The organism is Streptomyces graminofaciens (assembly GCF_030294945.1).
GTDB classification, from domain to species: Bacteria; Actinomycetota; Actinomycetes; order Streptomycetales; family Streptomycetaceae; genus Streptomyces; species Streptomyces graminofaciens.
Genome location: NZ_AP018448.1, coordinates 6,586,043 through 6,607,995 on the forward strand (window position 1 = coordinate 6,586,043; position 21,953 = coordinate 6,607,995).

Below are 21,953 nucleotides of genomic sequence, written 5' to 3' on the forward strand. Positions count from 1 at the left end.
GCAGTCGGACGGGAGTGGATCAGGAAGCCGGACGGAAACGGAAGGGCACACCGATGAGCGTCAACGCAGAGGAACCGACCGGCGGACTCGACGGCCGACTCGACGGCCGACTCGACGACGGACTCGACGTACGGCCCGCCGCCGGGCACATCGGCGCCGAGATCCACGGAGTGGACCTCTCCGGCCCCCTGGACGACACGACCGTCGCGGGCATCCGCGCGGCGCTGCTGCGCTGGAAGGTGCTCTTCTTCCGGGAGCAGCGGCTCGGCCACGCGGGCCAGATCGCCTTCGCGCGCCGCTTCGGCGAACCGATCCGGCTCCGCTCGCGGGGCTCGGTGTCACCGCCCGACTTCCCCGAGATCGAGACGACCGCCGACCGCCACGAGCTGGGTCGCAAACACGGCATGGACCAGTCCGAATGGCTGGAGCGCCGCCGCCATTCCACGCTGCGCGGCTGGCACGCCGACCACACGGCCCGCATCGACCCGCCCGCCCTGACGCTCCTGCGGGCCGAACGCGTGCCCCCGTACGGCGGCGACACCACCTGGGCCAACCTGGCCACCGCCTACGCGCACCTGTCCGAGCCGGTACGCCGCCTCGCCGACGGCCTGCGCGCCGAACACCGCCTGGGCGTCGGCTACCTGGCCCGCTCCGGCCCCGACCCGTACCTCCGCCACCTTCAGGACCACCAGGTCGCCTCCGTGCACCCGGTGGTCCGCGTCCACCCGGAGACCGGCGAGCGCGTCCTCTACGTCAACCCGTACTACGTCGAGAACATCGTCGACGTCACCCGGGCCGAGAGCCGCCTACTCCTCGAACTGTTCATCGAGCAGATCACCCGACCCGAGTACACGGTCCGCTTCCGCTGGGAGCCGGGTTCCGTGGCGCTCTGGGACAACCGCGCCACCGTCCACCTCGCCCCGAGCGACACGGCTCATCTGGACTTCCCGCGCGTCATGCACCGCGTGATGGTCGCCGGGGACCGGCCGGCCGGCGTGGACGGCACCCCGTCGAAATCACTCGCCGGAGCGCCGCTGCATCAACCCCGTCAACCCGCTGACGCGCCCGGGGACGCGCCCTGAGCGACCCGTACGGTCTTCTCCACGGTCACCTGGTCGATGTCGGTCGTACGCACCGTGACCCGCATCGTCCAGGTGCCCGCCAACGGCAGCTGAAGGGTGTCGGTCCCCCAGTACCCGCCCAGGTTCTTGAGCTTGGCGTCGATCGGGCCGATCTTCCGTGCCTTCAGCACGAAGGAGAGCCGCAGTTCGGGCACGGTCGCGATGCCGCCGTCCGGCCCGAACAGCACCGCCTGCACGGAGTTCTTGCCGACGCGGCCGGGGGAGAGGTCGATCTGCACCTTGCCGTGACCGTTCGGGGTGCCGACGTCGAACGGGACCGTCGTGGAGGACGCGGTGATCTCCCCGGGCGCCACCGCACCGGAGGCCTCGGCCGCCTTGGCGCTGTCCGCCTCCGCCCGCCCCGGAAGGGTGCCGGTCAGCACGGTGGTGACGACGAGCACCACGACCCCGACGGTGAACTCGGCGAGCACGGAGCTGCGCAGGGCGGTACGGCGCCGGGCGAACCCGGGGTCCGGGCCGTCGGCCGTGCCCTCCGGGGCCACCCCCTCGGCGTCGTCCCGCGCCGCCACGGCCCCCACGGGCTCCGGCACCCGCGCGGGCACAGCGACCGCCGGGGCCTCCTCCGCGACCATCCGCCCGGTCCACCGCCGGGACACCCCCGCAGCGGCAAGCAGCAGCACCACGGCACCCAACTTGGCGACGAGGATCTGCCCGTACGACGTATCGGTGAACGCGGACCAGGAGCCGAGGCCGCGCCAGGACATGTAGACGCCGGTGACGACGAGGACGGTCACGGCGGCGAAGGCGAGCCGGGAGAAGCGGGCGACCATGGCGGCGGACAGCGACTCGGGGTCGCGGTACAGCACGGTGAGCAGGGCCGTGAGTCCGCCCAGCCAGACCGCCATGGCGCCGAGGTGCAGCACGGAGGAGGTCATCGCCACCGGCACCTGGATACCGGCGGAGGCGTGCTCGGCGACCGCCCAGGTCAGGGCCAGCCCCAGAGCGACGAGCCCCCCACCGGCGAGCAGGCCCTTGCCGGCCCGCTTCCTCATTCGCACGAGCACGAGGGCGGCCGCCGCGAGCAGCACCAGCCGGGCGAGCAGGGCCAGCCCCGGCCTGCTGGTGGCCGTCGCGCGCAGCACGGCCGGGTCGAGGGCGGCGCCGAGGCCGGTGCCCCGCTCGTACGGTCCCCGGAGCAGCAGCAGGGCGGCGGTGGCCAGCACGAGAACGGCCCAGCCGCCGAGGAGGGGCTTGCGCAGGGCGTCGGTGTAGGCGCCCAGGACATACGCCATGAAAACGACCAGGCCGATGAGGAGGGCGAGGCCGCCGTACGCGAAGTAGCGGGTGATGTCGTAGAAGGAGGAGGCGAGGGGGTCCTCGGTGAGGTCGGCGGGGAGCGCGGCGGCGGTCGCGGAGGGTTCGCCGACGGAGAAGATGAGGGCGCCGGAGACGGGGTGGCTGTCGGCCGAGACGACGCGCCAGGCGATGGTGTACGTGCCCTCGGCGAGACCGTCCGGAAGCGTCACACGGACGGTCTCGGACCGCCCCTTCACCCGCCCCGGCTCTCCGACGTCGACGGCCCGCTGCTCCGGATCGATGACACGGACGGAGTCGTCGAGAAGGCTCACCGACTCGGTGAAGGAGAGGGTGATGTCGCGGGGGGCGGAGTCGAGGACGGCTCCGTCGGCGGGGGTGCTGTTCGTAAGGGCCGCGTGTGCGGATGCGGGGCTTGCGCCGCCGAGGAGGAAACCGAGCTGGAACAGGACCAGCACGGCGCCCGACAACATCAGACGCCGCCGGCCTCTGGTCCCGCCACGCCGTTCCCCGTCGTCCCTGCCTCGGCCCACGTTCGCGCTCCGGATCCACATCCGCCGTCTCCTGACTCCCGGATACGTACGGAAGGGACGTACGCCGCGTTCAGGGGCGCGGGGAACTGCGCGAGCAATCGCAACGCACCCGCACCCGCACCCGCACCCGCACCCGCACCCGCACCCGCACCCGCACCCGCCACCACACCCTCACCCTCATCCGCCGAGCTCCAAAAGACCCCGGCTCCTTAGACCCGCTCCCTCCGCAGGAACGCCAACCGCGCCCGCTTCTCCGGCAGATACACATCCGGCAGATCGACCTCGGGCAGCACGACCACCGGCCCCTCCTCGAACCCCTGCCGCAAGAACCGCTCGACGGCCTTCACATTCCGCTCGTCCGGATCGACGACGACCCTCCGCCGCCCCAGCCCGACCAGCACATACGACGCGAACACCGAGAGCAGCGAGGACGACCACCCGGCCCGCACGCCCCCCACGCCCGCAGGCGCGAGCAGCACATGCACACCGATGTCCCCGGGCTCGACGTCGTACACCTCACCGACCCGGTCCGCCTCCGGCTCGTACGTCTGCAAGAGCCCGACGGGCTCCCCGTCCAGCACCGCGAGAAACGCATGGTGCGTATCGAGCGTGTCCAGATGGGCGTAGACCTCCGCGACCTCCTCCTTCGTGAGCCCGTTCATGCCCCAGAACTCGGCACGAGGTTCCCGAACCCACGCGTGCACCACCTCCGCGTCGGCCCCGGCATCCAGCGGCAGCAGCCGCACCACCCCGAACCCGTCGACCACCTGCTCATGAACGGCCACACGCGCGGCGTACCCCCCGGCTCCCCCCGGTTCGTCCCGTTCGATCTCGAGCAGGTCCCAGTCGGTGACGACCGGAACGAGTCCCCCCTCGACCCACAGGGGAAGCTGGTCACGGTGATGGGCCGACCCGGGAACCCCCGACGCCCCGAACGGCACCACCCACCGGCTGTCCTCCCGCCGCCCCAGATCCCAGACGTACCGAGCGGCAGGCCCCCGCGCGCTCAGCTCGGTGATCCCGGGCACGGCGGACGTGCACAGCACGCAGTCGTGGTCACCGGACAACCCGGGTTCGCCGTACGGCGTGTCACCGAGAGCACGCCAGGGCGCGAGCCGATGCCGGTCCCCCCACGGCGTACGCCCCTCGCCCTCGGCCGCCACCTCCTCCACCGCCGCCCGCACGACCACGCCCCGGTCGATGCCGAACAACTCCTCCGCCCGCAGCAGATGTTCGAGCGCGAACCCGACCCGGACCGTGAGGGAGAGCCAGGGCCGGAAGACCTCGGGGTAGGCAGGCGGAACCGCCAGCGCGCCCCACACGGGCTGCGCCACCAGCCCCCGTACGACCGCACCCCGCACCGCCGCGTACTCCGCCGCCTCCACACTCCCGGCGTCCATCCGCCGGTCCCAGCCCAGCAGCCGCGCCCGGAGGGCGGCCGCCGCCGGGGTCAGATCGTCGAGGGCGGCCAGGTGGTCCAACAGCGGCCCGGCGGACGCCAGATGCGTGTCCATGTGGATGGCGGCCATGTCCCCCGCCGACCACACCCGCTTCTCACCCAGCAGCTCCCGGATCCGGTCGGCGCGGTGCGGCGGCGCGAACTCCACGCCCAGCGGGCTCGCCGGACCCCGCTGGTTGGCCATGACGGCGACCCCGTCCTCGACCATGCCGTACGGCGTCTCGTGCCAGCCCTCCCACTCGTGGCCCGGCACCCACGCGTCCACGATCCGCGTCCGGTTGGCCTCGCCGCGCACCGGCACCCGGCCCGCCACGCGGTGCAGCAGCCCGCCCCGGGTGTCGGCGGCCTGGACGACGTTCACGGGCTCGGCCCACCGGTCGAACGCCCGGTCCACATCGCCCACTACACGTGCCCGGAGGAGAGGGAGCAGGGCGCTGAGGCCGAGGTCCCCGGTGACGCGCGGCGGGTAACGAAGGCTGATGGGACCGGGGCCCTCCGTCGTGACGCCACCGATGACGACCGGTCCGCGGGGAGTCTCGACCACCTCCACCTCGACCGGATCCCCACCCGCGACCTCGACCGTCTCCACATGCCGACGGGCGGCCCGCCACTCCCCGTCCGGGTCGAGCGCCTCGACGCCCCCCTCGGCATCGGTGCGACGCAGCCGCTCCCGGTAGAGGTCCTGGTAGTCGGCCATGGCGTTGGTGATCGCCCAGGCGACCGTCCCCGTGTGACCGAAGTGCGCGATGCCCGGCAGCCCCGGCACCGCCAGCCCCACCACGTCGAACTCGTCGCACGACAGCCGGATCTGCTGGTACACCCCCGGCTCCTCGATGAACCGGTGCGGATCCCCCGCGATCACCGCCTGCCCGGTGTCCGTACGGTCCCCGCCGACCAGCCATCCGTTGCTGCCGGAGGTCGCGGGCCCGTCGGTGGCGAAGAGGCCGACCGCGTCGGCGCCGAGATGCCGTACGGCCTCCTCGCGCCAGAGCTTCGCGGGGAACCCGGCGAAGAGGATGTGTGTGGCCAGCCAGACCCCGAGCGGGTGCCAGGGCTCCCAGCGCCCGGGCGCGAGCCCGACACGCGCGAACTCTGGCGTGCGCCCGGCGCCCTCCCCGAGCCCTTCGTTGACCCCCTCGACGTACGCCCGGACCCAGTCGGCGGTCTCCGGATCCCGTCGCTCCAGCTCGGCGAAGCAGCGTCTGGCGGTGTCGTCGAGTCTGGCCCGTCTCGCGAACAGGTCCCAGCCGAGGGCCTCGGTACCGAGGAAGGCGGCCGAGGTGCCCTGGGCACGATGGCGTTCGACCTCCAGCTGCCAGGCGCGGTCGAGCGCGGTGACCCGGCCCTGGGCACGGGCGAGCGCGTGGGCGTCGGCGGCGCGGAGGTGGGGGATGCCCCAGGCGTCCCGGTAGGTCCCGTGCGCGGGGTGTGCGGGACTTTCCGGATGTGCCGGGCGTACGCCGTAGCGGTTCTCAGTGCTCGCAGTGCTCATTGCCGTGCCTGTGCCTGTTCCTGTCCGCGACCTGTGATTTAGGTTAGCCTCACCTAAGCAACCCGTGGTGGAAGCGTACGTGAAGGGTGAAGAGGACATGGGGCAGGGGCACGGCTGGGAGGGAGCGGTCCTCAGACTGCTGCGCGCGAAGGACTTCGTGTGCACGGTGACCGGCGCCGAGGACGTCACCCCGCACTACCGGCGGCTGCACCTCACCGACGGCGGCATGCTCGCCACCACCGGGGTCCATCCGACGATGTGGGTCCGCCTCTGGTTCTCCGACGCGGGCAAGCCGCACCAGCGGGCGTACACCCTGGTCGACCCGGACCCGGCGGCCGGCACCTTCAGCCTGGAGTTCGCCCTCCACGAGGGGCGGGCCGGCGACTGGGCGAGGACGGCGAAGCCGGGCGACACGATCGAGGCGACGGTCCACGGCACGGGTTTCGAGCGCCCCGACCCGGAGCCCACCCACGTCTTCGCGATCGGCGACCCGGCCTCGCTCCCCGCCGTCAACTCCCTGCTGGAAGCGCTGGACTCGTCGCCGGCGACGATCTGGTTCGAGGGCGGCACCGACGGCCTCCCCTTCCGCACCGACCCCGCCCGCCACGAGATCCGCGCCGGCGACCGCCTCGTCGCCCGGGTGAAGGCGGACCTCCCCGACCTGCTGAAGGCCCACCCGGACGCCTACGTCTGGATCGCCTGCGACACCGCCACGACCCGCACCCTCTCCGCCTACGTCCGCAAGGAACTGGGCGTCCCGAAGCAGCGCCTGCACGCGCTGGGGTACTGGCGGCCGGCCTGACGGCGGCGGACACGGGCCGGCACGGGCTGACGGGCGACCCGCCGCCCCACGCGGCATGATCGGGCCATGGACGTCACCCTTCACCTCGCCCAGGACCCCGAGGCCGACGAACTCCTCGGGCGCTCGCCGCTCGCCGCGCTCGTCGGGATGCTGCTGGACCAGCAGGTGCCGATGGAGTGGGCGTTCAAGGGGCCGCGCACCATCGCGGACCGGCTCGGCGCGGACGACCTGGACGCGCACGAGATCGCCGCGCAGGACCCGGAGGCCTTCGCCGCGCTGCTCTCCGAGAAGCCGGCCGTCCACCGCTACCCCGGTTCGATGGCCAAGCGCGTCCAGCAGCTCTGCCAGTACCTCGTCGAGCACTACGACGGAAACGCCGAGCTGGTCTGGAAGAGCGTCGCCGACGGCCGCGAACTCCGCCGCCGCCTGGAGGAACTCCCCGGCTTCGGCAGACAGAAGGCCCAGATCTTCCTGGCCCTGCTCGGCAAACAACTCGGCGTACAGCCGGAGGGCTGGCGGGAGGCCGCGGGCGCCTACGGCGAACCGGAGTCCTTCCGCTCGGTCGCCGACATCACGGGCCCTGACTCCTTGGCGAAGGTCCGTGCCCACAAGCAGGAGATGAAGGCGGCGGCGAAGGCGGCGAAGGCCTCCGGCAAGTAGACGGGTGGGTCGCACGGGCCGGTTGTTCGTCTGCGGGCCGGTGGGGGCGTGTCGCGCAGTTCCCCGCGCCCCTGAAGACAAAAGCAAGGGGCGCAGCCCCTGCTTCCAGGGGCGCGGGGAACTGCGCGAGGAACCACGTCGTACCCGCACCCGCCAACGCACCCGACCCACCCGAGCTCTCCCGCGCACACGGCCCACCCACCCGCGCTTCACCCCTTCGAGTCGCCCTAAAAAACCCAGAAAATCCGCTTTGCTCGGCCTTTCCGAGGTCGCACTCCGGCGCCATGGCTGCGCCCGGAACGTCTCGACCGGTAGGCTTTCCGTGTGATCTTCAAGCGCATCGGAAACGGCCGGCCGTACCCCGACCACGGCCGGGAAAGCACCCGGCAGTGGGCGGACGTCGCGCCGCGCCCGGTCCGCCTCGATCAGCTCGTGACGACCAAGGGGCAGCTCGATCTGGAGACCCTCCTCGCCGAGGACTCCACGTTCTACGGCGACCTCTTCGCACACGTGGTGAAGTGGCAGGGCGACCTGTATCTGGAGGACGGCCTCCACCGCGCCGTACGCGCGGCCCTCCAGCAGCGCCAGGTCCTGCACGCCCGCGTCCTCGAACTCGGCTAGGACGCGTCGCCCGTCGCCGGTTGGCCCTTTCGGGTTGGACCCCGGCCCGGTCAATGATCATCTAGTAGGCATCACCGCCCAACGGCACTACGCTGCGCCCATGAGCATGCTGACTCCTCCCGGCATGGGCGGCCAGTACCGGATCACGGGGGACAAGTACCCGCGACTGCGCCGCCCCAAGAGGCGCCGCAGGCTCGTACTCGCGATCGTCGCGTCCTCGGCCGCCCTGGGACTCGTCGGCTACGGAACACTCCAGCTCGTCGACGTGTTCTCGGGCGACGACGACAAGGTCGCCGCGGCCGGCCCCAAGGCGGACTGCGGGGCCAGGGTCACCCCCTCCCCGTCGGCCTCCGCCAAGGCGCTCCCGGCCCCCGGCGCGATCACCGTCAACGTCCTCAACGCCACGCCCCGCAGCGGCCTCGCCAAGGACACCGCCGACGAGCTGAAGAAGCGCGGCTTCCGGATCGGCGACGTGGGCAACGCGACCGCGAAGTACGACAAGAAGGTCGACGGCACCGCGCTCCTGCTCGGCGCGAAGGCGGCCGAGGCGGCGGCGCTGCCGGTCCTCGGCACCCAGCTCACCGGCGCCGAGCTGAGGACCGACGGCCGTGAGAAGGCCACCGAGGTCGACCTCATCATCGGCACCGGTTTCAAGGCCCTCACGAGAAAGGCGGACGCCGACAAGGCCCTGGCCGCCCTGACCAGTCCCGAGCCGACGCCCACCGCGTCGAAGACCTGCTGAACCGAACCCGCGGGGACCACCCCCGTGAGGGAAGCCCCGTGGGGAACTACTCGGCGGCCCCGTACATCCGGTCGCCCGCGTCCCCCAGGCCCGGCACGATGTAGCCGTGCTCGTTCAGGCGCTCGTCGACCGACGCCGTCACGACCGTCACCGGCGTGTCCGCCAGCTCACGCTCCATGACCTCGACGCCCTCGGGCGCGGCGAGGAGCACCACGGCGGTCACGTCGTCCGCGCCACGCCGGATCAGCTCGCGGATCGCGGCGACGAGGGTGCCGCCGGTGGCGAGCATAGGGTCGAGGACGTACACCTGGCGCCCGGAGAGGTCCTCCGGCATGCGCGTGGCGTACGTGGACGCCTCGAGCGTCTTCTCGTTGCGGATCATGCCCAGGAAGCCCACCTCGGCGGTCGGCAGCAGCCTGACCATGCCGTCGAGCATGCCGAGGCCGGCCCGCAGGATGGGCACGACCAGGGGGCGCGGGTGGGAGAGCTTGACGCCGGTCGTCGACGCCACCGGCGTCGTGATGTCGACCTGCTCCGTGCGCACGTCCCGCGTGGCCTCGTAGGCGAGCAGGGTGACCAGCTCGTCGGCGAGACGACGGAAGGTCGGGGAGTCGGTGCGCTGGTCGCGCAGCGTGGTGAGCTTGTGGGCGACCAGGGGGTGGTCGACGACGTGGAGACGCATGACCACAACAGTAACCGGGGCAACAGCAGGGGGCTCCCGCACGGTTCGCACACCACTTACGCCGCAGTTCACCCGCTCGGTGGCATCAAACCCCCCGTCGGAGGGAAAGTGGGAGGGACGCAACCGAGGTGGTGAGCCTATGCGCGACATGCGGGGCACAGCCGACGAACCGTCCGACGCGTCCGGGTCCCCGGAGCAGCGGGAGGCCGAGACCGAGCGGCGGCGGCGCCGCGCGCAGTTCCTGCGCGACCTGACCGAGGCCCGGGAGCTGCGCGACCGCGTCCAGCCCCGCCGCGCCAAGGCCGCCCGTCTCCGTCACGCCATGCGCATGCGCACCTTCCGCTGGTAGCCACGCCCTCGAAGGCGGGGCCGCGCGGGCTCTCCCGGGGGCTCCGGCGGGGTGGCCGTGCGGATACGGCGGGGAACTGCGCGTACGATCCGCTGGTGGCGGCAACAGACGTACTGGTGAGCGCCGGGCCGACCGGCGATCAAAACAGCCAGACACAGGGGGCCGAAGACGTCCCCTGGACGCTCTGTTTCTGCCACGATTCCGAGTGGGTGGGGCTCGGCGCGACTAGCCTCCCCGCCCATCAGCCTCCGCCGGGGGGACCCCCAACCGGCACGCCTATGACCAGTGGGAGAGTCACGGTGTACTTCGCCGCACTGCTCGCGCGCACCGAAGACGGGTGGGAAGCGAGCGACACAGAGCTCGACGATGTGGAAACCCTGTCGGATCTGGCCGAACTGGCCCGTGAAGCCTCGCCCGAGGACGACACGGTGCTGGTGCTCATCGAGCAGGAGGACGCCTGGTTCGGCGTCGTCCGGATCGACGGCGAGGACGACCCTCGTATCTACGTCTCGGACGCCGCCGCCGCTGCCCGCAGCAGCTACGGCGAGATCCTGCTCACCGACGAACTGCTCGGAAGGGAGCCCGGTGACGACATCCCCGACCTGGACTCCCTGGACCTCGACGGAACGGAGGACGGTGAGTCCGAGTCCGACGGCGACGAGGACGACAGCTCCGCCGCCGCCGACGCCGTACCGCACAGCCCGGTCGGTGACACCGAGATCCTCGACGACCTCGGCGTCAGCGAGAAGGAGCTGCGCGCTCTGGACGCCGACGACGCACTCGGCACGATCGCCGAGGCCCTGGGAGCTTCGGAGGTCCTGGAAACGGTCCGTTAGGCCACGGTGACCGAAGCGACCGAAGCCGACGACACGCCCGGCCCGAACGTGTCGGCAGACTCGACCGGCGCAGGGGCACCGGACCCCCGGGCACCGGGCCCCGACCCCGTACGCGACCGCTGGCGGGCCGCGATGCGGCTCGCCCTGGACGAGGCCGGGCGGGCCGCCGAGGGCGGGGACGTGCCCGTGGGTGCCGTCGTCCTCGCGCCGGACGGCACGACCGTCCTCGCCACCGGCCACAACGAGCGCGAGGCGACGGGCGATCCGACCGCCCACGCCGAGGTGCTGGCGGTCCGTCGCGCGGCGGCGGCATTGAATGCAGCGGCGCGAAGCGCCTCCGGCAAGGATGGTGGCGGGAGACGGGTGGGAGAGTGGCGGCTGACCGGCTGCACACTCGTCGTCACCCTGGAACCCTGCACGATGTGCGCGGGCGCCCTCGTGCAGTCCCGGGTCGACCGGGTCGTCTACGGCGCCCGCGACGAGAAGGCCGGCGCCACCGGCTCCCTCTGGGACGTCGTACGCGATCGGCGGCTCAACCACCGCCCCGAGGTGGTGGAAGGCGTCCTCGCGGAGGAGTGCGCCGGGCTCCTCACGGACTTCTTCCGCACTCGCTGAGGACCTCTGGCGGCGGCGCCGAATACGGATTTCAAACCACGCCCCACCTTGCTGTAAGGTCTCCCTCGGTAGCGTGTCCGAGCGGCCGAAGGAGCTCGCCTCGAAAGCGAGTGTGGCGCAAGTCACCGAGGGTTCAAATCCCTCCGCTACCGCCGAAGAAGGGCCCCGTCGCAAGACGGGGCCCTTCGTGCTGCCGTAGTCGCCGTCGGGTCGTGCTTGCCGCCCGTGCCGCCCGTGCCGCGATCTTGCCCCATTCCTGCGAACACATGGCCGGGTTACACTCACCGCCGGAAATTGGGACGCATGTGACGGGGGAGGCCGCGGTGGCGGTGCAGGGAAAGAAGATCGCGGTGTTCGTGCTCGTGATCTTCGCGCTCTACGTGATCATCACCGATCCGGCCAAGGCCGCGGACTATGTCCAGATAGGGTTCGAGGGCATCTCGAACGCCGCCTCGTCCATCGGCGACTTCATGACCTGGATCGCCAACGGCGGCGACTGACCCCGTACCGCCGCACCGCCCGGGAGCGCCCATGATCCGCCATCTCGTCCTCTTCAAGCTCAACGAGGGCGTCCAGCGCGACGACCCCCGTGTCGTGGCGGGCGCGGCCGCCTTCCGCGCCCTCGAAGGCAAGATCCCCGAACTGCGCCACTGGGAGCTGGGCTGGAACATCAGCGACCGGCCCATCGCGTACGACTACGCCATCAACTCCGCGTTCGAGGACGAGGCCGCGCTCAAGACGTACGTCGAGCACCCCGCGCACCAGGCGGGCGTCGCACTGTGGCGCGAGTTCGCCACGTGGGTGATCGCCGACTACGAGTTCTGAGCCGTACGGCTGCACGGCCGACCCCGCACCCGAGCGGTGCGGGGTTTTTTGCGCCTTCTACCCCAACTCTTGGTTCAACACGGCGTTATGCGGTGCTTGCAAACAGTACACATGTCTTGTGATGCTATGACCGCTTTTGACGGATGAGTTGATTGAGTTGACGGATCACGAGGTGGAGTTGACCGTGCCGGCCAGTACTGCGCCTCAAGCACCACCCCAGGAAGCTCCACCCCAGGAAGTCCCACCCCAGGAAGTCCCACCCCAAGAGACCACGCCCCCGCTCCAGGAAGCGCCGCTCCAGGAAGCCCCGCTCCAGGAAGCGCCGGCACAGGAAGCGCCGGTCGAGGAGCCCGCGCCTCCGCGCAGTCGAGGCGCCGACACCCGGGCCCTCACCCAGGTGCTCTTCGGACAGCTCAAGGTGCTGCAGCCGGGCTCCCCCGAGCACAACCGCGTACGTGGAGCGCTCATCGAGGCGAACCTCCCGCTCGTGCGCTACGCGGCCGCCCGCTTCCGCTCCCGCAACGAGCCCATGGAGGACGTGGTCCAGGTCGGGACCATCGGGCTGATCAACGCCATCGACCGCTTCGACCCCGACCGGGGCGTGCAGTTCCCGACCTTCGCGATGCCGACCGTCATCGGCGAGATCAAGCGCTACTTCCGCGACAACGTCCGTACGGTCCATGTCCCGCGCCGACTGCACGAGCTGTGGGTGCAGGTGAACACCGCGACCGAGGACCTCACCACCGCGTTCGGGCGCGCACCCTCCACCGCCGAGATCGCCGAGCGGCTGCGCATCGGCGAGGACGAGGTCCTCTCCTGCATCGAGGCCGGACGCTCGTACCACGCGACCTCGCTGGAGGCCGCCCAGGAGGGCGACGGACTGCCGGGGCTGCTCGACCGGCTCGGCTACGAGGACCCCGAGCTCGACGGCGTCGAACACCGCGACCTCGTGCGGCACCTCCTCGTCCAGCTTCCCGAACGCGAGCAGCGCATCCTTCTGCTGCGCTACTACAGCAATCTGACGCAGTCCCAGATCAGCGCCGAGCTCGGCGTCTCCCAGATGCACGTCTCCCGGCTGCTCGCCCGCAGCTTCGCCCGGCTGCGCTCGGCCAACCGCATCGAGGCGTAGGCGACTTCGGCCGCCCGGCACAGCCGGCTTCATCCGCCTCGGCGGGGTTCCCGCGGGCGTGACCGTCGGTAACTGGCGAACTCCCGCAGAGTCGCTGATGGACCATGGGGCACACGGGGCGCACAAAGGCAGGCGGGGCGCACAGAATCGGCCAGCGGTGCGCGTGCCCAGGCCATGGCCGTAAACGAATGCGCTGTCGAGGTATCACCTGCGAGGGCGAATCGGTTACCACGCCTCTTTCCGACAGTTCTCTGCCGAAACGACGTCAGACCGTCTGTTTCCAGGGCCGATTCACCCCTGCCATGTCGACATGTCACTACATCGCGTTGCCGACGTGTGACATTCTTCCGGAAGCGCGTTTGCCGTGGCCTCGCCGCCGGTATTCAGGTGGAGGCTGCGTTCCTTACGACGGAGCGTCCGCCGCGACCGTCCGCGACCCAAAGGGGGTGGCATGTCCGCAGACCAGGGCAGCTCGAAGGTGCTCACGCTCGCCAAGGGCGAGATCGCGCCCGACGCTCTCCAGGCCCCTCAGGACATTCAGGAACTTCCGGACCTGCCCGGTCCCGAGGCTCCTCCGGCCGCTGAGATCCCGGCCTTGCCGGTGTCGGGGAACATCGACACCCGCACCCTGTCCCGCTCCCTCTTCCTGCGGCTGGCCGCGCTCGACGAGAACAGCCCCGAACGTGCCTACGTCCGGGACACCCTCATCGAGCTCAACCTCCCGCTGGTGCGCTACGCAGCCGCTCGTTTCCGGTCACGGAACGAGCCGATGGAGGACATCGTCCAAGTCGGCACGATCGGCCTGATCAAGGCGATCGACCGCTTCGACTGCGAACGGGGCGTGGAGTTCCCGACGTTCGCGATGCCGACGGTCGTGGGCGAGATCAAGCGGTTCTTCCGCGACACGTCATGGTCGGTCCGGGTCCCGCGCCGCCTCCAGGAGCTGCGCCTCGCCCTCACCAAGGCCAGCGACGAGCTGTCCCAGAAGCTGGACCGCTCCCCGACGGTCACCGAACTCGCCGCCGTACTGGGCGTGTCGGAGGAGGACGTCGTCGACGGCCTGGCCGTGGGCAACGCCTACACGGCCTCGTCGCTGGACTCTCCCGCTCCCGAGGACGACGGCGGCGAGGGCTCGCTGGCGGATCGCCTCGGCTACGAGGACACGGCACTGGAGGGTGTCGAGTACCGCGAGTCGCTGAAGCCGCTGCTGGCCAAGCTGCCGCCCCGCGAGCGCCGGATCATCATGCTCCGCTTCTTCGCGAACATGACGCAGTCGCAGATCGGTGAGGAGGTCGGCATCTCCCAGATGCACGTCTCCCGCCTCCTGACCCGCACGCTGGCGCAGCTGCGGGAGGGGCTCATCTCCGACTGATCCAACGATCACGTGTGACCGCCGGGTGCCGTTGACGAACGTGCGCGCCGGCGGTCGGGCGTTTCCTCGCCCCTGCCGCCCCCGCCGCCCCGGCCCATCTGCGGGCCGGTGGGGCTGGTCACGCAGTTTCCGCGCCCGCCGGACAGCCCCACCCACCCGAGCTCTCCGGCGCAGCGGGTTCGCCTACTTCAGCGCCAGCCAAGCCACCGCCGCGACGATCGCCACCGCGACGACCACGCCGATGATCACGCCTACACGGGGCCCTCCGGAGGCCGCCGCCGTCGGCCGAGCCGCCTGCGGGCTCTCATCGACGAAGGCACGGAACATCTGAGTGCTGCCCGCGGGGTCGTAGTTGCCCTGGTTGCCCTGGGGGCCCTGGTTGTTAGCCATGGCCCGAGACCCTAGCGAATGCGGGTTTCAGTACCAAGCGGGGTTGTCCACAGCCCCGCCCCACACTCCTCCTTTGCCAAGACTTGAGCCATGAACGCCCGAATTAGTTTGCCTGTAGCAACCAATCACCTCTATGGTCTTATGGTTGCCCTAAGCAACAAAGAGGGAGGCGGGCCACAGGCATGGCGGAGCAGACGTACTACGGGGAACTGGCCCGCCAGCTCAGCGCCGTAGGAGCCGTACGCCGGGAACTCACCCGGAGCCTTCCCCCCGAGTGCGCGGGCGCCTCCGCAGGCGTCCTGTCCCTCCTCGCCCGGCACGGCGAGATGCGTATGAGCAGGCTCGCCGAACTGCTCGCGGTGGACATGTCGGTGACCAGCCGCCATGTCGCCCATGTGGCCGACCGGGGCTGGATCGACCGCCTCCCCGACCCGGCGGACAAACGCTCCCGCATCCTGCGCCTGACCCCCACGGGCCTGGCCATGGTCGACGAGCTCCACCGCCGCAGCACCCGGATGATGACCGACCGGCTGAACGACTGGCCCGCCGAGGAGGTCGCGGAACTCGCCCGCCTCCTGGCCCGGCTGCGCGAGAGCTTCGACGACTGCCGGGCGGACCCACGAGCCCCGTACTCCGAGGACACGACAAGCACCACCGGAACCACAGGCACCACCGGCATTGCCAGAACCACCGACACCACCCCCACCCGTACACCCGCATAGGACAGAGAAGAAAAGGAAGACCATGGCAACGACCACACCAGCCGGTGTGCGGGCTGCTCACGCCAAGCACGGAGGAGACGCCGCCAAAGGCGCCGGCGGCGGCGACCACGCCCCGATGACGCACCGGCAGATCATGGAGGCCCTGACCGGCCTGCTGCTCGGCATGTTCGTGGCGATCCTGTCGTCCACGATCGTCTCGAACGCCCTGCCGGACATCATCAACGACCTCGGCGGCGGCCAGAGCGCCTACACCTGGGTCGTCACGGCCTCGCTGCTGACGATGACGGCGTCCACCCCCCTCTGGGGCAAGCTCGCCGACCTGCTCTCCAAGAAGCTGCTCGTGCAGCTGGCGCTCGTCGTCTTCGTGGCGGGCTCGGCGGCCGCCGGTCTGTCGCAGAACACGGGCATGCTCATCGCGTTCCGCGCCGTGCAAGGCATCGGCATGGGTGGCCTGACGGCCCTCGCGCAGATCATCATGGCCGCGATGATCTCCCCGCGCGAACGTGGCCGGTACAGCGGCTACCTCGGCGCCACCTTCGCGACCGCGATGGTCGGCGGCCCGCTGATCGGCGGTGTCATCACCGACACCAGCTGGCTCGGCTGGCGCTGGTGCTTCTACGTCGGCGTGCCCTTCGCCGTCCTCGCCCTGATCGTGCTCCAGAAGACCCTGAACCTCCCGGTGATCAAGCGAGAGGTCAAGGTCGACTGGGCCGGCGCCTTCCTCATCACCGCCGGGGTCTGCCTGCTGCTGATCTGGGTGACCTTCGCCGGCGACAAGTACGACTGGCTGTCCTGGCAGACGTACACGATGGTCGGCGGCACGATCGCGCTGTTCGCGCTCTTCTGCCTGGTCGAGACGAGGGCCAGCCAGCCGATCATCCCGCTGCGCCTGTTCCGCAACCGGACCATCACCCTCGCCTCCGTCGCCGCGCTGTTCGTGGGCACCGCGATGTACGCGGGTGTCATCTTCTTCAGCCAGTACTTCCAGCTGGCCCGCGACGAGTCGCCGACCATGTCCGGCGTCATGACCATCCCGATGATCGGCGGCCTCGCCGTCGCCTCGACCGTCTCCGGTCAGTTCATCTCCCGGACGGGGAAGTGGAAGGCCTGGCTCCTGGCCGGTGGCGTGCTGCTGACGGCCGGCCTTGGGCTCCTGGGCACGATCCGGTACGACACCCCGTACTGGCGGGTCGCGATCTTCATGGCGCTGCTCGGTCTGGGCGTCGGCATGATGATGCAGAACCTGGTCCTGTGCACCCAGAACCAGGTGGACCCGACCGACCTCGGCGCCGCCAGCTCCACGGTCAACTTCTTCCGCTCGCTCGGCTCCACCATCGGCATCTCGGCCCTCGGCGCGGTCCTCACCCACCGGATCACGGAGTACGTCAAGGACGGCCTCACCGGCCTCGACCCCAAGTACGCCGCCGGCCTGTCCGGTTCCTCCGACAGCATCCCGGACATGGACTCCCTGCCCGCCCCGCTGCGGACGGTCCTGGAGAGCGCGTACGGCCACGGCATCGCCGACATCTTCTTCTACTCCGTGCCGGTCGCCGTCCTCGCCCTGCTCTTCTCCTTCTTCATCAAGGAGGTCCCGCTGCGGACGAAGGGAGCGATGGCCCAGGCGGCGGAGGCCGCCGGAACGCCGGGCACCGAGACCCCGGCCGTGGCTCCGGCGGTGGCTCCGGCCGTGGCTCCGGCTCCGGTCGCCGTGGAACAGACGCCCGCGCCCGTCACCGGCATCCCCGTACGGGGACACGTACGCGGCGCCGAGAACGCCCCCGTCCCCAGCGCCGCCGTCACCCTGATCTCCCTCGGCGGCAACCAGCTCGACCGCTCGGTCGCACAGCCCGACGGGACGTACGAGGTGGACGCGCCCGGCACGGGGTCGTACGTCCTCATCGCCTCCGCCGACGGCTTCCAGCCGCAGGCCTCCACGATCGTCGTGAACGCCGAGCCGCTCGCGTACGACATCCTCCTCAGCGGTACGAGCGGCCTGAGCGGTGTCGTACGGGCCGCCGGAGCCGCACTGCCCGTCAAGGACGCCATGGTCGTCGTGACCGATGTGCGCGGGGAGGTGCTGGCCACCGGGAAGAGCGGTGAGCAGGGCGAGTTCGGCTTCGGCGAGCTGGTCCCGGGTGCCGTCACCGTCGCCGTGAACGCCGCCGGGTACCGCCCGCGCGCCCTGCCCGTCGAGATCGGCGGCGCCGGGGTCACCCGTGTCGAGGTCGACCTGGAGGCCGGGGCCCGGCTCCAGGGGGTCGTACGGGCGCCGGGCGGGCCGCTGGGCGACGCCCGCGTCACCCTCGTCGACGCGGCGGGCAACGTGGTCGGCACCGCGACCACAGGGGCCGACGGGGCGTACGCCTTCACCGACCTGGACGGCGGCGACTACTCGGTCATCGCGACCGGTTACCCGCCGGCGGCCACCGCCCTGACCGTCACCGGTACGGGTGTCGACGGCCACGACATCGAACTGGCCCACCCCGGCGAGTAGTTGTCCGGAGAGACGGATGAGGAGTTGGGTCGGATGGGACTGACCGCGAGGATCCGTACCCGGGACGGCTGGGCCGTGTCACACGCGGTCGTCACGGTGACCGACATCACCGGCACACAGGTGCTGCGGGCCGAGGCGGACGCGGAGGGGTGCGTGCGCCATCCCACGGCGCTCGCACCCGGCGCGTACACGGTGATCGTCACGGCGGTCGGCTATGCGCCGGTGGCCTCCAGCGCCCTCGTCACAGCCAGCCGCCGGGTGGACGTGGGGACAGTGACCCTGGCCCGCCTGGGCGGGACCGAGCTGCCGCCGCCCGGCCCCTGGACCGTCGACCCGGCCCACTCCTCCGTCGCGGCGATGGCCCAGCACCTGGGGATCTCCAGCGTGCGCGGCCGTTTCACCGACTTCTCGGCCTCGGTCGAGATCGCGCCGACCCCGGACGAGGGCACCAAGTCGCGGGTGGAGGCGGTGATCCGGGCCGCCTCCGTCGACACCGGCAACGGCATGCGGGACGACCACCTGCGGTCGGCTGACTTCCTGGACGTGGAGCGCCACCCGGAGATCACCTACGTCTCGACGGGCCTGACCCCGGCCGGCCAGGACCGCTGGAGGGTCCACGGCGAACTGAGCCTGCGCGGGGTCGTACGGCCGGTGGATCTGGACCTCGTGTACCTGGGCACGGGGACCGATCCCTGGGGCGGCACGCGGGCCGCGTTCCGCGCGACGACGGAACTCCGCCGCGAGGACTTCGCCATGAACTACAACCAGGTGGTGCGGGCGGGGATCGCGGCGATCGGCACGACACTGAAGGTGGAGCTGGACATCCAGGCGGTCCAGGGCGAGAGCCTGCCCCAGGCATAGGCACAACAAGGTCGGGCAGGGTCACGCTCGGCGGGCGTACGAGGGCCTAGGCTGCGCCCATGGCTAGGTACATCGCGACGAACACCACGGTCTCGCTCGACGAACTGCTCGACTTCGTACGCCCCCGGCATCGCGCCCTCCTCCTGACCCGGCGGGCCGACGGCAGCCCCCAGGCCTCGCCGCTGACCTGCGGTGTCGACGACGCGGGGCGGATCGTGGTCTCCACGTACCCCGAGCGCGCGAAGACGCGGAACGCCAAGCGCGACGAGCGCGTCAGCGTCGTCGTGCTGAGCGACGACTGGAACGGCCCCTGGGTCCAGATCGACGGCACGGCGGAGGTCATCGACTCCCCGGACTCCGTCGAGCCGCTGGTGGAGTACTTCCGCAACATCTCCGGCGAACACCCGAACTGGGACGAGTACCGCGAGGCGATGGTCAAGCAGGGCAAGTCGATCATCCGGGTCACGCCGGTGAAGTGGGGACCGGTGGCGACGGGCGGCTTCCCGGCCCGGCTTGTGGAGGACGAGGGCTGAGCCGCAGTACGGTCAGCCCCTGGCGACCATCACCTCGATGCCCGCGATCAGGGTCTCCAGGGCGTAGGTGAAGTCCCGCTCGCGCATCTCCTCGACCGTGTCGCCGCCGCGGGCCTCCATGAGGTCGGCGGACGTCTGGACGAGTTCGCCCAGTCCGGGGTTCTCCGTCACCGCCGTCATGGCGTGGCGGAAGTACTCCTCCTGCGTCATGCCCGCGTCGGCGCAGCGCTGGACGAAGTGGCCCTCGATGGTCCCGAAGCCGTACACGAACTGGAAGACGGCCGCGATCGCCCCGGCCTGGCCGTGCGCCGGCAGCCCGGTGGTGCGGATCACGCGCTGCACGGCCAGCGAGAAGTCCAGGGAGTGCGGGCCGATGTTGAGGAAGGTGCCCGCGAGCGGCGACACCCAGGGGTGGCGGACCAGCACCGCCCGGTACTCCTCGGCGAGCGTGCGCAGTTGGTCCCGCCAGTCCTCGGCGGAGTCCTGCGCGGGCAGCCGGACTCCGCCGAACGCCCGGTCCAGGGCCAGTTCCAGCAGGTCGTCCTTGGTGTCCACGTACCAGTAGACCGACATCGCGGTCACCTTCAGCTCGGCGGCCAGCCGCCGCATGGAGAACTTGGCCAGCCCCTCCGCGTCGAGCAGCCGTACGGCCGTCTCCGTGATCCGCTCCCGGTCCAGCCCCGACGGCTGTCCCCCGCGCCCGGCCCGCGCCCGGCCCTCCAGCCAGACACTGGCCCGCACCCCACCTTCGGCCCGACCGGCTGCCCTCACCATGAGTACCTTCCAAGACACGACGATGTTCGCCCACTGGTGACGATGCTAGGGCCCTTCTGATGGATCTCCGTGGGAGAAGGAGCGGCGATCCATCAGAAGGGCCCTAGGCGTGCTGCGCCCCCACGCTCACCTGACCACCCCCCTGGCTAGTGGGCGACGACAGCCTCCGTCTCGATCCTCTCCGCCCTGTGCAGCAGAACCGCCGCCACCAACCCCCCGAGCAGCACAGCCACGGCCCCCACCAACTGACTCGTCGCCAGCCCGGAGGAGAACGCGTCAGTGATCCGCTCCCTCTCCTGAGAAGACCCCGCCGAAGCCAGCGCAGCCGGCAACGAACCCGCCGCCACGGAAACCACCGCCGCGAACCGGGAGTTCAGCACAGCCCCCAGCACCGCCACGCCCAACCCGTTCCCGAACTCCGCGAGCGTGCCGTTGATCCCGGCCCCGACCCCCGCCTTGGCCGGCGGAATCGCACTCATGATCGCGTGCGCCATCGCGGGGTTGGCGATCGCGCAGCCGACGCCGATCAGCACCAGCCCGGCCAGCGTCCCCCCGTAGCCGCCGGGGGCGAGCGCGATGGACACCAGCCCTCCGGACATCAGCACCATCCCTACCGCGATCGACACCGGAAGCCCGAGCTTCCCGGTCCACTTCGCCGACAGCCCGGAGAAGTTGAGCACGACCACGGTCAGGGCGAGGGGCGCGGTTCGCAGGCCCGCCTCCAACGCGTCGTAGCCGAGCACGAACTGCAGATGCTGGGTCAGCAGGAACAGCGCTCCGCCCATGCCGAAGGTGATGAGCACCGCTCCGGCGACCGCGCCCGTGAACCGCCGGTCGCGGAAGAAGTGCAGGTCGAGCATGGGGTACGGAATCCGGCTCTCCCAGTACGCGAAGGCGCCGAGGACCACGACGGCGACGGCGGCCGTGGCCAGTACCCGGCCGGACGCCCAGCCGTGCTCGGGGCCCGAGATGATCGCGTACACCAGCGAGCCCATGCCGATGGTCGACAGCAGCGCGCCCAGCAGGTCCGGCCGGTCGCCCCGGGGGTTCTTGGACTCGGGGACCAGGGCGACGACGGCCACCAGACCGAGCGCGGCGACCGGCAGGTTGATCAGGAAGATCGCCCCCCACCAGAAGTGGCCGAGCATGAACCCGCCGAGGAGGGGCCCGGCGGCGAAGCCGAGCGCGTTGACCGCGGCCCAGATGCCGATCGCCTTCGGCTGCTCCTCGGGCGTGAAGATCTGCATGGCCACGGCGAGGGTCGTGGTGAGCAGCAGCGCCCCGCCGACCCCCATACCGGCCCGCGCGGCGATCAACTGCCCGGTGGAGTCGGCGAGTCCGGCGACCAGCGAACCGACGCCGAACAGGGCGAGGCCCGCGATCAGCATCTTCTTGCGGCCGTAGCGGTCGGCCGCGCTGCCCGCGGTGAGTAGCAGGCCGGACTGCACGAGCGAGTACGCGTTGATCATCCACTGGATGTCGGCCGTGCCCGCGCCCAGCTCCTCGGTGAGGGAGGGGATCGCCACGTTCAGCACGGTGTTGTCCAGCAGCACGGTCAGCTGCGCGAGACAGATGACACCGAGGATCAGCCAGCGCTGGGGGTGGCCTTGGGAAGCGAGGGGAGACGGCATGTTCTACACCGTAGAACAGTTCCTATACGGCGTAC

At 71.0% G+C, this 21,953-nt stretch carries 22 protein-coding genes and 1 tRNA gene; 17 read left to right on the top strand and 6 right to left on the bottom strand.

The genetic code is table 11. The features are described 5' to 3' along the window. The first annotated feature begins 53 nt into the window (after positions 1 to 53). Complete coding sequence (locus tag SGFS_RS28385) at positions 54 to 1,082, top strand: TauD/TfdA dioxygenase family protein (protein WP_286254470.1); 1,029 nt, start codon at positions 54 to 56, stop codon at positions 1,080 to 1,082. Here the strand turns inward: SGFS_RS28385 and SGFS_RS28390 are convergent. Continuing rightward, complete coding sequence (locus tag SGFS_RS28390; RefSeq protein ID WP_286260104.1) at positions 1,049 to 2,869, bottom strand: copper resistance CopC/CopD family protein; 1,821 nt, start codon at positions 2,867 to 2,869, stop codon at positions 1,049 to 1,051. The two genes, SGFS_RS28385 and SGFS_RS28390, sit on opposite strands and share 34 nt — an antisense overlap. Before the next feature lie 269 nt (positions 2,870 to 3,138). Then, positions 3,139 to 5,880 (bottom strand): GNAT family N-acetyltransferase, encoded by a 2,742-nt coding sequence (locus SGFS_RS28395; protein ID WP_286254472.1) that lies wholly within the window; start codon positions 5,878 to 5,880, stop codon positions 3,139 to 3,141. Positions 5,881 to 5,977: 97 nt separating this feature from the next. On the opposite strand from SGFS_RS28395, the gene SGFS_RS28400 reads away from it, so the two are divergent. From SGFS_RS28400 to SGFS_RS28415, 4 genes are all read left to right on the top strand, one after another. After that, positions 5,978 to 6,682: a siderophore-interacting protein gene (locus tag SGFS_RS28400; RefSeq protein ID WP_286260105.1), complete on the top strand. Its 705-nt coding sequence runs from the start codon at positions 5,978 to 5,980 to the stop codon at positions 6,680 to 6,682. Between the two features lie 66 nt (positions 6,683 to 6,748). Continuing rightward, complete coding sequence (locus tag SGFS_RS28405; protein WP_286254473.1) at positions 6,749 to 7,342, top strand: HhH-GPD-type base excision DNA repair protein; 594 nt, start codon at positions 6,749 to 6,751, stop codon at positions 7,340 to 7,342. A gap of 324 nt (positions 7,343 to 7,666) precedes the next feature. Continuing rightward, a complete protein-coding gene (locus SGFS_RS28410; RefSeq protein WP_003955420.1) occupies positions 7,667 to 7,963 on the top strand; it encodes a type II toxin-antitoxin system VapB family antitoxin in 297 nt (98 codons plus the stop codon). A gap of 124 nt (positions 7,964 to 8,087) precedes the next feature. Then, positions 8,088 to 8,705 carry a LytR C-terminal domain-containing protein gene (locus SGFS_RS28415; RefSeq protein ID WP_286260106.1) on the top strand — a complete coding sequence of 206 codons (618 nt, stop codon included), beginning with the start codon at positions 8,088 to 8,090 and terminating at the stop codon, positions 8,703 to 8,705. Between the two features lie 46 nt (positions 8,706 to 8,751). On the opposite strand, the gene upp is transcribed toward SGFS_RS28415, so the two are convergent. After that, complete coding sequence (upp, locus tag SGFS_RS28420) at positions 8,752 to 9,387, bottom strand: uracil phosphoribosyltransferase (RefSeq protein WP_286254493.1); 636 nt, start codon at positions 9,385 to 9,387, stop codon at positions 8,752 to 8,754. A 148-nt stretch (positions 9,388 to 9,535) separates the two neighbouring features. On the opposite strand from upp, the gene SGFS_RS28425 reads away from it, so the two are divergent. The 8 genes from SGFS_RS28425 to SGFS_RS28460 all read left to right on the top strand — a co-directional run bounded on the left by SGFS_RS28425 (position 9,536) and on the right by SGFS_RS28460 (position 14,513). Further along, positions 9,536 to 9,736 carry a hypothetical protein gene (locus SGFS_RS28425; RefSeq protein ID WP_434028217.1) on the top strand — a complete coding sequence of 67 codons (201 nt, stop codon included), beginning with the start codon at positions 9,536 to 9,538 and terminating at the stop codon, positions 9,734 to 9,736. A gap of 299 nt (positions 9,737 to 10,035) precedes the next feature. After that, positions 10,036 to 10,572 carry a tRNA adenosine deaminase-associated protein gene (locus SGFS_RS28430; RefSeq protein WP_286260107.1) on the top strand — a complete coding sequence of 179 codons (537 nt, stop codon included), beginning with the start codon at positions 10,036 to 10,038 and terminating at the stop codon, positions 10,570 to 10,572. A gap of 132 nt (positions 10,573 to 10,704) precedes the next feature. Further along, on the top strand, positions 10,705 to 11,187 hold the full coding sequence (tadA, locus tag SGFS_RS28435) for a tRNA adenosine(34) deaminase TadA (RefSeq protein ID WP_286260108.1): 483 nt from the start codon (positions 10,705 to 10,707) through the stop codon (positions 11,185 to 11,187). Between the two features lie 67 nt (positions 11,188 to 11,254). Further along, positions 11,255 to 11,339, top strand: a tRNA-Ser gene (locus tag SGFS_RS28440). A gap of 171 nt (positions 11,340 to 11,510) precedes the next feature. Next, positions 11,511 to 11,687, top strand: a complete 177-nt coding sequence (locus SGFS_RS28445) for a hypothetical protein (protein WP_286254496.1) — start codon at positions 11,511 to 11,513, stop codon at positions 11,685 to 11,687. 31 nt (positions 11,688 to 11,718) lie between these two features. Continuing rightward, entirely contained in the window at positions 11,719 to 12,012 is a 294-nt protein-coding gene (locus tag SGFS_RS28450; protein WP_286254498.1) for a Dabb family protein, read from the top strand. A 172-nt stretch (positions 12,013 to 12,184) separates the two neighbouring features. After that, positions 12,185 to 13,141 (top strand): RNA polymerase sigma factor SigF, encoded by a 957-nt coding sequence (locus SGFS_RS28455; protein ID WP_286260110.1) that lies wholly within the window; start codon positions 12,185 to 12,187, stop codon positions 13,139 to 13,141. Between the two features lie 451 nt (positions 13,142 to 13,592). Continuing rightward, positions 13,593 to 14,513: an RNA polymerase sigma factor SigF gene (locus SGFS_RS28460; protein ID WP_286254500.1), complete on the top strand. Its 921-nt coding sequence runs from the start codon at positions 13,593 to 13,595 to the stop codon at positions 14,511 to 14,513. 183 nt (positions 14,514 to 14,696) lie between these two features. Here the strand turns inward: SGFS_RS28460 and SGFS_RS28465 are convergent, their stop codons facing one another. Beyond that, entirely contained in the window at positions 14,697 to 14,903 is a 207-nt protein-coding gene (locus SGFS_RS28465; RefSeq protein ID WP_286254502.1) for a hypothetical protein, read from the bottom strand. Positions 14,904 to 15,085: 182 nt separating this feature from the next. Here SGFS_RS28465 and SGFS_RS28470 point away from each other — a divergent pair, with 182 nt between their 5' ends. From SGFS_RS28470 to SGFS_RS28485, 4 genes are all read left to right on the top strand, one after another. Continuing rightward, positions 15,086 to 15,625 carry a MarR family winged helix-turn-helix transcriptional regulator gene (locus tag SGFS_RS28470; RefSeq protein ID WP_286254504.1) on the top strand — a complete coding sequence of 180 codons (540 nt, stop codon included), beginning with the start codon at positions 15,086 to 15,088 and terminating at the stop codon, positions 15,623 to 15,625. A 115-nt stretch (positions 15,626 to 15,740) separates the two neighbouring features. Then, positions 15,741 to 18,119 carry an MFS transporter gene (locus tag SGFS_RS28475; RefSeq protein ID WP_461852286.1) on the top strand — a complete coding sequence of 793 codons (2,379 nt, stop codon included), beginning with the start codon at positions 15,741 to 15,743 and terminating at the stop codon, positions 18,117 to 18,119. A gap of 33 nt (positions 18,120 to 18,152) precedes the next feature. Then, positions 18,153 to 18,980 carry a YceI family protein gene (locus SGFS_RS28480; RefSeq protein WP_286254510.1) on the top strand — a complete coding sequence of 276 codons (828 nt, stop codon included), beginning with the start codon at positions 18,153 to 18,155 and terminating at the stop codon, positions 18,978 to 18,980. Positions 18,981 to 19,039: 59 nt separating this feature from the next. Further along, positions 19,040 to 19,513: a PPOX class F420-dependent oxidoreductase gene (locus SGFS_RS28485; protein WP_286254512.1), complete on the top strand. Its 474-nt coding sequence runs from the start codon at positions 19,040 to 19,042 to the stop codon at positions 19,511 to 19,513. Between the two features lie 12 nt (positions 19,514 to 19,525). Here SGFS_RS28485 and SGFS_RS28490 read toward each other — a convergent pair whose 3' ends face one another. Both SGFS_RS28490 and SGFS_RS28495 read right to left on the bottom strand, forming a co-directional pair. Continuing rightward, complete coding sequence (locus SGFS_RS28490; protein WP_286254514.1) at positions 19,526 to 20,287, bottom strand: TetR/AcrR family transcriptional regulator; 762 nt, start codon at positions 20,285 to 20,287, stop codon at positions 19,526 to 19,528. 146 nt (positions 20,288 to 20,433) lie between these two features. Next, a complete protein-coding gene (locus SGFS_RS28495) occupies positions 20,434 to 21,918 on the bottom strand; it encodes an MFS transporter (protein ID WP_286254516.1) in 1,485 nt (494 codons plus the stop codon). Positions 21,919 to 21,953: the final 35 nt, after the last annotated feature.

Coding starts and splice junctions, on each gene's coding strand:
- SGFS_RS28385 (WP_286254470.1), top strand. CDS start 54: ATGAGCGTCAACGCAGAGGAACCGACCGGCGGACTCGACGGCCGACTC.
- SGFS_RS28390 (WP_286260104.1), bottom strand. CDS start 2,869: ATGTTGTCGGGCGCCGTGCTGGTCCTGTTCCAGCTCGGTTTCCTCCTC.
- SGFS_RS28395 (WP_286254472.1), bottom strand. CDS start 5,880: ATGAGCACTGCGAGCACTGAGAACCGCTACGGCGTACGCCCGGCACAT.
- SGFS_RS28400 (WP_286260105.1), top strand. CDS start 5,978: ATGGGGCAGGGGCACGGCTGGGAGGGAGCGGTCCTCAGACTGCTGCGC.
- SGFS_RS28405 (WP_286254473.1), top strand. CDS start 6,749: ATGGACGTCACCCTTCACCTCGCCCAGGACCCCGAGGCCGACGAACTC.
- SGFS_RS28415 (WP_286260106.1), top strand. CDS start 8,088: ATGGGCGGCCAGTACCGGATCACGGGGGACAAGTACCCGCGACTGCGC.
- upp (WP_286254493.1), bottom strand. CDS start 9,387: ATGCGTCTCCACGTCGTCGACCACCCCCTGGTCGCCCACAAGCTCACC.
- SGFS_RS28425 (WP_434028217.1), top strand. CDS start 9,536: ATGCGGGGCACAGCCGACGAACCGTCCGACGCGTCCGGGTCCCCGGAG.
- tadA (WP_286260108.1), top strand. CDS start 10,705: ATGCGGCTCGCCCTGGACGAGGCCGGGCGGGCCGCCGAGGGCGGGGAC.
- SGFS_RS28450 (WP_286254498.1), top strand. CDS start 11,719: ATGATCCGCCATCTCGTCCTCTTCAAGCTCAACGAGGGCGTCCAGCGC.
- SGFS_RS28460 (WP_286254500.1), top strand. CDS start 13,593: ATGTCCGCAGACCAGGGCAGCTCGAAGGTGCTCACGCTCGCCAAGGGC.
- SGFS_RS28465 (WP_286254502.1), bottom strand. CDS start 14,903: ATGGCTAACAACCAGGGCCCCCAGGGCAACCAGGGCAACTACGACCCC.
- SGFS_RS28470 (WP_286254504.1), top strand. CDS start 15,086: ATGGCGGAGCAGACGTACTACGGGGAACTGGCCCGCCAGCTCAGCGCC.
- SGFS_RS28475 (WP_461852286.1), top strand. CDS start 15,741: ATGACGCACCGGCAGATCATGGAGGCCCTGACCGGCCTGCTGCTCGGC.
- SGFS_RS28480 (WP_286254510.1), top strand. CDS start 18,153: ATGGGACTGACCGCGAGGATCCGTACCCGGGACGGCTGGGCCGTGTCA.
- SGFS_RS28485 (WP_286254512.1), top strand. CDS start 19,040: ATGGCTAGGTACATCGCGACGAACACCACGGTCTCGCTCGACGAACTG.
- SGFS_RS28490 (WP_286254514.1), bottom strand. CDS start 20,287: ATGGTGAGGGCAGCCGGTCGGGCCGAAGGTGGGGTGCGGGCCAGTGTC.
- SGFS_RS28495 (WP_286254516.1), bottom strand. CDS start 21,918: ATGCCGTCTCCCCTCGCTTCCCAAGGCCACCCCCAGCGCTGGCTGATC.